Annotated in this window: 9 protein-coding genes; 3 read left to right on the top strand and 6 right to left on the bottom strand. The window is 64.2% G+C overall.

What is annotated here, in order from left to right:
* Positions 1-28: 28 nt before the first annotated feature.
* The 6 genes from ftsH to X566_RS12140 form a co-directional block, all read right to left on the bottom strand.
* Positions 29-1,948 (bottom strand): ATP-dependent zinc metalloprotease FtsH, encoded by a 1,920-nt coding sequence (ftsH, locus tag X566_RS12165; protein ID WP_034466550.1) that lies wholly within the window; start codon positions 1,946-1,948, stop codon positions 29-31.
* 336 nt (positions 1,949-2,284) lie between these two features.
* Positions 2,285-3,352 carry a tRNA lysidine(34) synthetase TilS gene (gene tilS / locus X566_RS12160; protein WP_034466548.1) on the bottom strand — a complete coding sequence of 356 codons (1,068 nt, stop codon included), beginning with the start codon at positions 3,350-3,352 and terminating at the stop codon, positions 2,285-2,287.
* 38 nt (positions 3,353-3,390) lie between these two features.
* Positions 3,391-4,347 (bottom strand): tol-pal system protein YbgF, encoded by a 957-nt coding sequence (gene ybgF / locus X566_RS12155; RefSeq protein ID WP_409337819.1) that lies wholly within the window; start codon positions 4,345-4,347, stop codon positions 3,391-3,393.
* A gap of 203 nt (positions 4,348-4,550) precedes the next feature.
* Complete coding sequence (pal, locus tag X566_RS12150) at positions 4,551-5,033, bottom strand: peptidoglycan-associated lipoprotein Pal (RefSeq protein WP_034466543.1); 483 nt, start codon at positions 5,031-5,033, stop codon at positions 4,551-4,553.
* 368 nt (positions 5,034-5,401) lie between these two features.
* Positions 5,402-6,154 (bottom strand): N-acyl amino acid synthase FeeM domain-containing protein, encoded by a 753-nt coding sequence (locus tag X566_RS12145; RefSeq protein ID WP_081740151.1) that lies wholly within the window; start codon positions 6,152-6,154, stop codon positions 5,402-5,404.
* Positions 6,155-6,366: 212 nt separating this feature from the next.
* Positions 6,367-8,697 carry a bifunctional diguanylate cyclase/phosphodiesterase gene (locus X566_RS12140; RefSeq protein ID WP_152539856.1) on the bottom strand — a complete coding sequence of 777 codons (2,331 nt, stop codon included), beginning with the start codon at positions 8,695-8,697 and terminating at the stop codon, positions 6,367-6,369.
* Positions 8,698-8,981: 284 nt separating this feature from the next.
* On the opposite strand from X566_RS12140, the gene X566_RS23940 reads away from it, so the two are divergent.
* From X566_RS23940 to X566_RS12125, 3 genes are all read left to right on the top strand, one after another.
* Entirely contained in the window at positions 8,982-9,995 is a 1,014-nt protein-coding gene (locus tag X566_RS23940) for a fatty acid desaturase family protein (RefSeq protein WP_051444046.1), read from the top strand.
* A 184-nt stretch (positions 9,996-10,179) separates the two neighbouring features.
* On the top strand, positions 10,180-11,169 hold the full coding sequence (locus X566_RS12130; RefSeq protein WP_034466540.1) for an NADP-dependent oxidoreductase: 990 nt from the start codon (positions 10,180-10,182) through the stop codon (positions 11,167-11,169).
* Between the two features lie 176 nt (positions 11,170-11,345).
* Positions 11,346-12,746, top strand: a complete 1,401-nt coding sequence (locus X566_RS12125; protein ID WP_034466537.1) for an MFS transporter — start codon at positions 11,346-11,348, stop codon at positions 12,744-12,746.
* The last annotated feature ends 95 nt before the right edge of the window (positions 12,747-12,841 follow it).

Here is a 12,841-nt window from a genome sequence, read left to right as displayed (position 1 = left end):
GTAGCAGGGTAACTGGTCTCTTGCCGGATCAGGCTTGCGGCTGCGGAGCGATATCGCCGCCAGGCTCCGGCCGCGGCCGGTTCTTGGTGGACGGCACCGCCGATGAGCGTGATCCGGTCGGCTCGATGATCGACTCGCGGTTCGGCTTCTTGCCGTTCAGCAGGTCGGTGATCTCGTCGCCGGTCAGCGTCTCGAACTCGAGCAGCCCCTTGGCCAGCGCTTCCAGATCCTCGCGCTTCTCGGTGAGAATCCGGGTCGCATCCTTGTAGCCGGTCTCGACCAGCCGTTTCACTTCCGCGTCGATCTTCTGCGCGGTCGCCTCCGAGACGTTCTGCTGACGGTTCACCTGCATGCCGAGGAACACTTCATCGTTGTTCTCGCCATAGGCCACCGTACCGAGTTCATCGGACAGGCCCCAGCGCGTCACCATCATGCGCGCCAGCCGTGTCGCCTGCTCGATGTCCGACGCCGCACCTGACGTCACCTTCTCCTTGCCGAAGATCAGCTCTTCCGCCACGCGGCCGCCCATCATGATGGCGAGACGCGAGGTCATCTGCTCGAGTGACATCGACAGCTTGTCGCGCTCCGGTAACTGCATGACCATGCCGAGCGCACGGCCACGCGGAATGATGGTGGCCTTGTGCACCGGATCGGTCGCCTTGACGTTGAACGCGACGATCGCATGGCCGCCTTCGTGATAGGCGGTCAGCATCTTCTCTTCCTCGGTCATGACGAGCGACTTGCGCTCGGCGCCCATCATCACCTTGTCCTTGGCGTCCTCGAACTCGGACTGAGTGACCATGCGCTTGTTACGACGCGCAGCCATCAGCGCGGCCTCGTTGACGAGGTTCATCAGGTCGGCGCCCGAGAAGCCCGGCGTACCGCGGGCGATGGTCTTCAGGTTGATGTCCGGCGCCAGCGGCACCTTGCGGACGTGAACCTTAAGGATCTGCTCGCGGCCGACGACGTCAGGATTGGGCACGATCACCTGGCGATCGAAACGACCCGGACGCAGCAGCGCCGGATCGAGCACGTCCGGACGGTTGGTCGCGGCGATCAGGATGATGCCCTCGTTGGCCTCGAAGCCGTCCATCTCCACCAGCAACTGGTTCAGCGTCTGCTCGCGCTCGTCGTTACCGCCGCCGAGACCGGCGCCGCGGTGACGGCCGACCGCATCGATTTCGTCGATGAAGATGATGCACGGCGCGTTCTTCTTCGCCTGCTCGAACATATCGCGCACACGCGACGCGCCGACGCCGACGAACATCTCGACGAAGTCCGAACCGGAAATGGTGAAGAACGGTACGTTGGCTTCGCCAGCGACCGCACGCGCGATCAGCGTCTTACCGGTGCCGGGAGGGCCGACCAGCAGCACGCCCCGCGGAATGCGGCCGCCGAGCCGCTGAAACTTGCCCGGGTCGCGCAGGAATTCGACGATCTCCTGCAAATCCTGCTTGGCCTCGTCGACGCCCGCGACGTCTTCGAATGTCACGCGGCCGTGCGCCTCGGTCAGCATCTTCGCGCGCGACTTGCCGAAGCCCATCGCCTTGCCGGCGCCGCCCTGCATCTGCCGCGACAGAAACACCCACACGCCGATCAGCGCGAGGAACGGCAGCCACGAGACCAGCAGCGAGACGAACCACGGCACGTTGTCGCCCGGCGGCTTCGCCGTGATGGTGACCTTACCATCATACAGGCGCTTCACCAGCGTCGGATCGTTCGGTGCATAGGTCTGGAAGCTGCCGCCGGTGGTATAGGTGCCGTGAATCTCCGGCCCCTGGATTACGACATCGCGCACCTTGCCGGCGTCGATATCCGAGAGAAGCTGCGAGAACGGAATGTCCTGCGAGGATGTCCGCTGTCCAGGGTTCTGGAACAGGGTGAACAACGCCAGCAGCAACAGGACAATAATGACCCAGAGAGCAAAGTTACGCAGGTTGGCGTTCATCGGGCTTCCTTCATCACCGCGCGCCGCGCGGCCTCTTGTCCTTGTGCCGGCTCACACCGGAGCAGCCGGTTGGTTCAGACCCAGTTCATCGCGGCCGAAAGGGTCTTCCATGCCTCAATCGTCGTGTGACTCGTCCGTTCAAGCGCAATCCCGTTCCGAAAACCGGTTCTCTTGTCGAGCGAACACAGGCTTCAGGGCAGGATCAGGCTCAGGCCGCTAACTTATGTAGCAGCCATCGCCCTGCCAAGGGAAACACTGTGACCTTTTAGCAGATTCTGGCGATATTTAAGGCGCCTTCCGCCGTTGGAACACCGCAATCCGCCCATTGGGTTAAGGCTATCTTGGCCGGTTCGTAGAGCGCCGCGCCGGCGCCGGCTCGACGCAAATGCTACCGCCCCGGGCGAAGACAATGGCACCGGCCAGCGTCCGCTTGAAGCCCGTGCGGCCAATCGCCTCGACCCCACCCGCAGCGTCCGCGGCCATCAGACCGTCGAGCAGCGTCTCCGTCTTGCCAAGCTCCGCCGGCCCCTCATGGCCGAGGCGGTCGATCATCCGCTGCAACAGCCGCAACCGGATTTCATCCGGCAGCATCGCAAAGGCCCGCGCATCGACGCATTCGCGAACCGTGCCGCCCGGCAGCCCGCCGTCGTATTGCACGAGCGCCGCATCGGCGCGATCGACGATCGTCTCAAGGGCGACGTTGGCGCGCGCGAGCCGCTCGGTCAGGCGGGCAATGGTGCGGCTGTCGACGCCTTCCTGCGCGAGCACCGGCAACAGCCTGCGCCAGCGCGGCCGGGTGTATGACGGATCGTCATTGGTGGGATCTTCGGCGTAAGCGATCTTCGCTTTCATCAGTGTGGCGATAAGCCGCGCCTTCGGGACGTCGAGCAGCGGCCGCGCAATCACCACGCCATCGCGCGCCGACGTCGCGGCCATGCCGCCGAGGCCGGCAAGACCGCTGCCGCGTGCTAGCCGCATCAGAAAGGTTTCGGTTTGATCGTCGCGCGTGTGCGCGGTGACCACATGACCGGCGCCGGCCTTGCGCGCCGCCTGGATCAGCAGGCGGTATCGCGCCTCGCGGGCTGCGGCCGGAATGCCCCGTTGCGGTTTGCCCCCCGACCAACGCAGCGTCGCGTGCGTGATGCCGAGCGAAGCCGCAAGCGCCTTCACAGCACGGGCTTCCGCCCGCGACTGCCGACGCAATCCGTGATCAACCGTCACTGCGATCAATGTTGGCCCGCGCCTCAGCCGCTTGCGCCAACGCGCGGCGAGCCACATCAGCGCGGTCGAATCCGGGCCGCCGGAGACGGCTAGCACGACGGCGCGGGCATGCTTCAAGCCGGCAAACCGGACGGCCGCCTCGGCATGCGAGAGCGGCCGTTCGCCATCGCTCGATTGGTTCATTCCTTGCGCAGGGCTGCTCCGGACGGCCCTGGCCATGCTCAGCAGCCGTTGCGCTTCTGCTCGCGATCGACGCCCTGCTTCACGCCGCTCGATGCGCGCGGATATTTCCGGGTGACCTCGCCGAAGGCGGCGCAGGCCGCCTCCTTCTCCTTCAGAGCAGCCAGCGATTGGCCGAGGCGCAACAGCGCATCGGGCGCGCGCGTGGCGGTGTCGAACTTCGTCGTCACAGTCAGGAAGGACTCGGCCGCGTCACGATAGCGCTGCCGCTGAAACAGGCTTTCGCCCAGCCAATACTGCGCATCGGCCGTGAGGCGGTCGTTCGGATATTTCTTGACGAAGCCGCGCAGCGTCTCCTCCGCCAGCGCATAGTCCTTGCGCTGGATGTAACCGTAACCGAGGTCGAATTCGTCGCGCGGCGACTGGCCGGGCGCTGCGGTGGCGACCTGCGTCTCGCCGCCCGCTTGCGGTGCGCCGCCATGGACACTCGACAGATCGAGCGGCTCGCCTGCATTGCGCCCGCCCGGCGCGCCGACGGGACGCTCGGGTGCACTCGGCTGACCAACGATGCTGCCAAGCTGACGCGGCACGCCTGGCGCGTTCGGATTGGCGTTCGGATCGAACGCATCGTTGCGGCGGCCCGGCTGCGGCGTTGCCGGCGGATAGGAGGGGGCGGCAGCGGCACCCTGCTGGTAAGGCTGCTGCGGATAACTCTGCTGCTGATAGGTCGGCGGCGACTGCGGCTGAGCCGCGGCCGATGCCGGACGGCTGGCAGGCGCTGCCTGCGCACCGCCCTGCTGGCGCAACTGCTCTTCAAGTTGGCGAACCCGGTACTGCAGTTGCTCATTCTCGCCGGTGAGCTGCCGTAGCTTGTTCTCAAGCTGCTCGACGCGCACGACCGCGTCGGTCTCATCCATCTGCTGGTACTGTTGCTGATACGGCTGCTGGTATTGCGCGAACGCAGGCGCCGGCGCGATCAGCACCGCGGCGCACATCATCACTGTCGATCTCGGAAACATTGCTGCCTGATACGGTAAGGCCGTTCCCGCAGTCCGGGAACCGCCACGACATTAGCCCAGTGAGTACGCCAAAAATGTGATGTTCGCAAAGCGCGCGACACATTGCAGCGCATGAGCGCACGAACGAAAACGGCGCCCGCGGGCGCCGTCGCTTGTTGGCTTGAACAAACCCTGCCCGCGCATCAGGAGCTGGCGTTGAGCACCGTCACAGCACGGCGGTTCTGCGACCAGCAGGAGATGTCGTTACAGACCGCCACCGGACGCTCCTTGCCGTAGGAGATCGTCCGCATGCGGCTCGGATCGATGCCGCGCGAGGCGAGATAGGCACGCACCGACTGCGCACGGCGGGCGCCGAGCGCAATGTTGTACTCGCGGGTGCCGCGCTCGTCGGCGTGGCCTTCGATGGTGAAGGTGTAGCGGTTGTACTGCTGCAGCCACTGCGCCTGCTTGTCGAGCGTCGCAATCGCCTGCGGCGTCAGATCGGTCTGATCGCTCTCGAAGAAGACGCGGTCGCCAACGTTGACAACGAAATCCTGCTGGCTGCCCGGCGACGCCGCGCTGGCCATCGCTCCATCGGCGCCAAGCGGATTCTTGTTGGCACAAGCCGCCATCGACAGGGCCACGGCCACCACCGCAGCCAACTTCACACCCTGGAGGATACGCATAGTGTTCATTCCGGAGCCTCCACGCTCACGATTTTCAGACCCTGTATCCGGTCTACAGGGCGATGGTTAAGCGAACGTTCCGTCAACCTTGATGAGGGGTTGATCGAACGGCTCAAATGCGGGGAATCGAGTTAAAGCGCCCGTTATGGTTAATGCCCCGTAAATGTGGCGCGACGGTGAAGTTTTGACAAGTTGATGCGATGGGACAGCCGTTTTCGCACGCAAGGCCGCCGGCAACGACCGCCGCAAGCCTATCCCGCCTTTCGCAAGGTCTTGTTCGAGCAAGGTCTTTCCGGGGACAGCGCCGCACCGCTTGCAGGCAGGTGCAAGAACCGCCGGACGACCCAAATGCCAGGCCCTAAGGATATCTAGATGATCGGCTGGCGCGGCTGCAGCGTCACCAGCGCCCCGTCCTCGAGTTGCGGCGGCATCATCGGCAGCGTGCCTTGCGCGACTGCCCCGAACAGCCGCTGCCGTTCTTCGTCGGTCGAACGGAAATAAGGATAGCGGCGGAAGATCTTGTCCCGCACGGTCGGATAATGAGCGGCCATCAGCGACAGCGGCTTGATCAGGCTGGGATAGGGCCTTGGCGCGCACCACACGTCCTGCAGGAATACACGGCGATAGAACGCCTGATGTTCGGCCCGCACCGTGGCCGTGCCGATATCGGCATTAAAGTGTCCGCAGGCGACGTATCCGAGCCGCACGGTCAGATACGGCAATTCGGGAATTCGCTTGGTCCGCAGCGGGTCGGCCACGAAGCGGTTGGGGTCGACGATGATCTTGCCACGCGCCAGTTCCGGCTCAAGATAATCGGGAAACGCGTCGACGGCAGGCGTCAGGGGCAATTCAGGCGTCGCGACGCTGATACGGATGGAACTTGCCAGTTCCCCCTCGACATGAAGCCCGAAAATCCAGGAATTCGGCAGATTGTCGAACTTGTCTTCGATCCGCTCGCTAGCATTGGGCGCGATCGCGCCCTCCTGCAGATAAGCCCGATATCGTAACCGGTAGATTTGTTCGCGCTCTTCCGCGGATTGCATCAGCCGGTATTCCACCCGGCTCAGCAGTTCCGTTCCTCGATCCGCCAAGCTCGGATTTGCCCGAATAGCAGACACCATCACCGCATCTCCGGACACACTCATGGAACCCGTCCTGCACCTGGATAAACGTTAATACATTCCCAACGCAACGCAAAGGATACCGCCGGTTAACCCTAACCTCTACGTTGTGGCGGGGTGATGAAGGAGGCGGCAGCTCCGTCCACGGCCGGGCCATGAGGGACGCCCGCGCCCCTGGCCATCAGCGAGCGAGAGCAAATTTCAGGCCGCCTTTACCCAATCGAGCGCTTGGCGCGAGCGAGATCGTCCAGGTCCTCCGGACGGCGCGCGTGCGAGGCTACGAGCAGCTGCCGGATCTGGCTCGCCGCCACCGGGCGTCCGAACAGATAGCCCTGCACCTCGGTCACGGTGCCGTCGGCGGCGACGATTTCCAATTGCTCGTTGGTCTCGATCCCCTCGACCGCCACCGCCATGCCGAGATCGGTGGACAGCCGGGCCACGCCGCGCAACAGCGTCAGCGGCTTGTCCTCGCGAATGCCTTCCAGGAACGAGCGATCGATCTTCACCTTTTGCAGCGGGAAGCTGTGCAGGTAACTCAGGCTCGAATAACCGGTGCCGAAGTCGTCCAGCGAAATGTCGATGCCTTCCCTGCGCATGCCCTCGAGCGTGTCGCGGGTGCGTTGCGTGTTGCGCAACAGCGACGATTCGGTGATCTCGATTTCGAGCCGCCGTGCCGGCAGCCCCGACACCTGCAACGCATAGCGGATGTCGTCGAGCAGGTTGCGCTGTTGGAATTGCAGCGGCGACAGGTTGACGGCGACGCGCACCTGCTCCGGCCACGTCATGCACTCCATGCAGGCCTTCCGCAGGATCCAGCGACCGAGATCGACGATCAGGCCCATCTCCTCGGCGACCGGAATGATGTCGGCCGGCGACACCACGCCGCGCACCGGATGCCGCCAGCGCAGCAAGGCTTCGCAGGTCGAAATCCGCCCGGTCTTCAGATTGACGAGCGGCTGGTAGTAGAGCTCGAATTCTTCGTTGGCGAGCGCCTGCCGCAGATCGATCTCCAGCGTACGGCGCGCCTCCAGCGCGGACGCCATCTCTTCGCGGAAGAAGCAGAACATGCCACGGCCGTCCGCCTTGGCACGGTAGAGCGCCATATCGGCATTCTTCAGCAGATTGTCGGCACTCACACCGGCGGAAGCCATGGCGATGCCGATGCTGGCGCCGATCTCGATCTGATGATGGTCGATCTCGTAGCGTTCGCTCAGGCGGTCGACGATCCTGCGGGCGAGCCCCGAGGCGCTCTCTTCCGCCTCGATGTTGCGGAGGAACACCACGAACTCATCGCCGCCGAAACGAGCCACGTAGTCGTTCGGGCCGAGCAGTTCGCGCAGACGATCGGCAACCTCGCACAGAAGTCGGTCGCCACACGGATGGCCGAGCGTATCGTTGACCTGCTTGAACTGATCCAGATCCACGAACAACAGCGCCGCCAATGCTTCGCCATTCTCGCTGCCGAGATATGCGGCGATCTCGTCGCGGAACGACTGGCGGTTCGGCAACCCGGTGAGCTGGTCGAACCGCGCCATGCGGCTGATCTTGGCCTGGGTGTTGCGCCGTTCGGTGACATCCTCGACCAGCATGACGATGCCGCCGCCATCCATCGGCTGGAACGTCCACTCCAGCGCCCGGTCGTCGGCGAGCCCGGCATCGGCCGTGACGATCTCGGCCGTCTTGCCGGCTTCAGCGCCGGTGACGATGGCGTTGGCACTCTCCACCGAGATCGCATGCGCATCGACGCAGGCCGACAGCAGCTCACGCGCGCTCGCACCCAGCGCCACGGTGTCGTGGCGCATGTTCATCATATCGGTGAAGCGCTTGTTGATGACGGCGAGCCGGCCATCCGCACCGAACATGCACAGGCCGTTCGGCATGTTATTGAGCGCGGTATCGAACTGGTTGGCGATCGACGTGATGGTTTCGCCGGCCACCAGCGCCCGCACGAACACCTTGTGCAGATCAAGCGTGATGTTCCTCAGCGCGATGAAGAACAGGGCATTCAGCAATCCCAGCGAGACATAATAGACGTCGCTCTGCAGCAGCAGCGCCAGCACCATCGGCCCGCAGGCTGCGACCACCTGGAGATAGGCGATGCGCGGCCGTCCATAGTTTCGACCGGCACCTGCGGCGATGTAGCCGATGGTCACCGAGAGGCAGAGCAGATGGGCGACGGCATCGTCGCTTTGCATCAGCGCGACCCAGCACCACAGTCCGAGCGAACCGGCGTAGGCGATCGCGCCGATCGCGTAGCGGCGCTCCCAGGCCGGAGCGGTCTCCGCCGTCAGCGGCTTTCCGGTCGTCTCGTAGGCGCGCATGTCGTAGGTGCGCATGACGCCCACGGCGATGATCAGCAGCGCACAGGGCCAGAGCCAGACCGCGCCGGTTTCCCAGGCCGTCAGCAGCGCGGCGATGGCAGCGCACACCGTACCCGCGAACGAGGCCATGAAGTTCTGGAACAGCGAGTCGACCAGCGCCACGTAAATCGCGGGCGGCAGCTGCGCGTCGTCCTTCGGCTGTCGAAGTTTCAGGAAAGCCATCAACCCATCTCGTGCACGCGGGCGTAAGGTATTCATATCGCCCGCAAATGAACTAATCCTGAGTCAATATCGTTAGTAATTCATTGGAGCGGTTAACCAATTGTTAGTGCAGCCGGCCGCAGCTGCCGCTGGTTCCCCGCCTTGCGGTCTTCCCGCGCCTGCCCCAGATATTTACCAAACGTTAAAATTTGGCCTTAACGTCCGGTTAACGTCGCTTGGTGGTTTTCGCCGAAAGCGGTATTTTCGCTCCGCTCTCTCGGGTTCGGCGTTCATGGAGTCAATCGATGAGTGAAGCGGTGGTGGCACGCTCGGCGAAGCTTGGCGATGCTTGCGTGCGGGATATTCCGCGCCTGTTAACCAAGGACGAGATCCGCAACCTGTCGCAAATCGACAGCGTGAAGTTTTCGGCAGCCGCCCTGCTGGAATATGCGCTGATCGCCGCCGCCGTGCTGATCAGCGAAACCTGGTGGAATCCCCTGATCTATGCGCTCGCGGTGGTCGTGATCGGCTCGCGCATCAATGGCCTCGGCGGGCTCATGCACGACGCCGCCCATTATCGCGCCTACACCAACCGCTCGCTGAACGACTTCGTCGGCGAGATCGTCGCCCTGCCGACCACCACCTCGATGGCCGGCTACCGGAACAGCCACTTTGCCCACCACCGGGAGCTGAACGGCGAAAAGGACCCGGACTGGGTTCGCAATGCGGAACTGGCCGAGTTCCACTTTCCGGCGCCGCCGCGGGTCGTGCTCAAGCACATCATGCAGTATTTTTCCGGCCTCAAGATCAAGACCGCGCTCGGCGGCTTCCACCAGAACAAGGAAACCCGCGACATTCCCGCGGCGGTGAACCGGGCGCGGCTGTTCTTCTTCGCCTCGCTTCTGGTCGCCTCGATCGCGTTCGGCTTCTGGAAGCTGCTGGTGCTGTACTGGATCGTGCCGCTCGCCACCGTGTTCCTGGGCATCCGCTATATCCGCAACGTCGCCGAACATTATGCGGTGGAGCACGAGCATGTGCTGAACGAGAGCCGCACCGTCATCGCCCCGTTCTGGGAGCTGTGGCTGATCGCGCCGTGGGGCCTCAACTACCATCTGGAGCATCATCTGTTTCCGGGCATTCCATGCTTCCGGCTGGCCGAACTGCACCGTCTCTTGATGTCGCGCGAGCCCTATCCCCAGCTCGCCCATATCACCCGCGGCTATTTCAGCGGCCTGCTGCGCGACTGCGCCTCGACCAAGCACGACGCGCCGGTCGCGGCCGAAACACCGGCCCCGGTGCTGGCGACATCGAAGTCCTGAAACGCCCGATCAGGCCATGACGATCTGACGGCGGCGCACGCGGCAAAGCGTACGCCGCCGTCCTGTTATGGCCCTGCGGGGTAGACCCCTGCCCGATCCGCCGATTGAAGCACGCAGCGGATGCCGTATGAATCGGCTCCGCGGCAGATGCCCAGCAACGACACATCATCGAAGGAAACGCGCCATGGCCAAGAGCACGGAAATCCATCTCGTCAAACGTCCCGACGGCATGCCGCGCGAAACCGATTTCGCGGTGCACGAGCGCACGGTGCCGGATGCCCGCGACGGCGAGATCCAGATCCAGAACCTGTATATGTCGGTCGACCCGGCGATGCGGCCACGCCTCTCCAAGGGCCAGGAGCTGAACGAGCCGATCGGCGGGCCGGCCACCGGGCGGGNGACGCAATCGAAGAACCCGGCGTTCAAGGAGGGCGACATCGTCCAGCACCGGCTGTCGTTCCGCCAGCATCTCGTGTCCGACGGCAAGGGCGTCACCAAGCTGACGCCCGATCCGGCTCTGCCGCTGACCGTCTACATGCATGTGCTCGGCAACGGCGGTTTCGTCGCTTATGGCGGGCTGCTCGAGATCGGCAAGCTGAAGGACGGCGAGCAGGTGTTCGTGTCCACGGCAGCGGGCTCCGTCGGCTCGATCGTGGCCCAGATCGCCAAGATCAAAGGCTGCCGGGTGATCGGCTCGACCGGCTCCGACGACAAGGTGGCCTGGCTGACGTCGCTCGGCCTCGACGTCGTCATCAATTACAAGAAGCAGCCGATCCGCGATGCGCTCAAGCAGGCAGCGACGAAGGGCATCGACGTCTACTTCGACAACGTCGGCGGCGACCATCTCAACGCCGCGCTGCCGCGCATGAACCTGCTCGGGCGCATCCCGGTGTGCGGCATGGTCTCGGCCTATAACAACCCCGGGGCCCTGTCCGCGCCGATCAACACCTTGTCGAACATCATCTATGGCCGCGTGATGATCCGCGGCTTCACCGCCGACGATTTTCCGCACCTGCGCGCTAAGTTCACCGAGGACATGACCGGCTGGCTGAAGAGCGGCAAGATCAAGTACCAGGAAACGATCGTGGATGGCATCACCAACGCTCCCCGCGCACTGATCGGGCTGCTGAATGGCAAAAACACCGGCAAGATGCTGGTCAAGCTCGCGGATTAGACGCGCCCGCAGCCGCGCGGAACCTCGACCCTTGCGTCTTGCACATGCGTCGCGGCCGAGTAACGCTCTTGTCGCAGGGATGATCCTGGGTCAGCCTTCAATGACCGGCTCCGTACAGAAGAGCCGGCCACACAAGAGGCGTCCCCACGCGGGACGCACGGCTCGGGAGGATATGCATGAGCACCATCACCGCGGATGGCGCGGCTGACCATGCGGCCACGTCAAACGGCGAAGCCGGACCGCTCGAACAACAGCACCTGCAGAACGCGAACTACCGCGCCGTCGCCGAAAGCGGCGAGAAGCTGACGCCGACGCATTGGCATATCGCCACCGCCAACGCCCTGGGCTGGGGCTTCGACGGGATGGACGGCGTGATCTTCGCGCTGATTTCGCCGATGGTGATCAAGGAATTCGCGTTGTCGGTACCGGAGTATCGATGGAGCCTGCAGTTCGCGCTGCTGTTCAGCATCCTTGGGCTCTACTTCTGGCCATGGCTCGCCGACCGGCTCGGTCGCCGCACGCTGCTTGCGGTCAACATCGCACTGTTCTCGCTGTTGATGCCGGTGGTGGCGCTGTCCCCGACCTTCGCTGTGTTCGTCATCGCCCGCTGTATCGTGTCGTTCGCACTCGCCGGCGAGTGGGCGCTGGGGTCGATGCTGGTCGCCGAAACCTGGCCGGCGAAATTCCGCGGCCGCGTCATCAGCGTCACGCGTTCGACATGGGCGCTCGGCGCCTCGCTGGCCGGCGCCATCACCTTCACCTTCGCCACCGATTGGGGCTGGCGCGCTGCCGTGGTCGTGCCCGGCATCATCGCCTTGCTGGCGATCTATGTCCGCGCCACCTGTCCCGAATCGCCGTACTGGGTCCGCGCGCAGGATCGCAAGCGCCGCATCGCCCAGACGCTGGAAAGCGGCGGCCGGGTCAGCGACGAGGACAGCCAGTGGTTCAACAAGGCGAAGGCGGTCGGCATTCGCCAGGTGTTCATGCCCGACGTGCTGCCGGCCACGCTGGTCGCGCTGTTCATCGCCTGCTCGTCGACAGCGATCTTCGGCACCGTCGGCGGCTGGATGCCGCTTTATCTCGCCACCGAGAAACACTGGAGCACGGCCGAATACAGCCTGTTCTATCTGTTCTGGGGCATTTCCGGCTTCTTCGGCCTATGTCTCGCGGGCTGGCTCGCCGACAAGATCGGCCGCCGCGTCGCCTTCGTCGTCACGCTGCTCGAGGGGGCGATCTTCATGACGCTGTGGGTCTACACCGAGAACCATCTCCTGCTCTGGGTGTTCGGGCTTGCCTGGAGCTTCGGCTTCCTTGGCTTCTGGGGTCCGAGCACGACGCTGACGGCCGAGGTGTTTCCGACTCGCATCCGCGGCGCCGCCAACGGCGTCGTCTGGGCCATCGCCTACTTCGTCGGTTTCGTCCTGTTCCCGTTCGTGACGGTGGCCCTGCAGCAGGCAACGGGCTCGTTCGCACTGTCGTTCCTGTGCATCCCGGTGCTGATGGTGGCGATGGCGATCGGCGTGATGTTCATGGTGCCCGAACACGCCGGCAAGGATCTCGACGAGATCATCACCTGAGGCCAAGAGGCCGGTATCCGAAAACGACAATGCCCGGCTCACGCCGGGCATTGCTCTAAAGGATGTTGCGTCAGGGAGGACGTTGCCAGCACTGT

It is taken from the genome of Afipia sp. P52-10 (assembly GCF_000516555.1).
In the GTDB taxonomy this organism is placed as follows: domain Bacteria; phylum Pseudomonadota; class Alphaproteobacteria; order Rhizobiales; family Xanthobacteraceae; genus P52-10.
The sequence above is the reverse complement of the archived record's forward strand: the minus strand, read 5'-3'. Positions and strand labels throughout refer to the sequence as shown.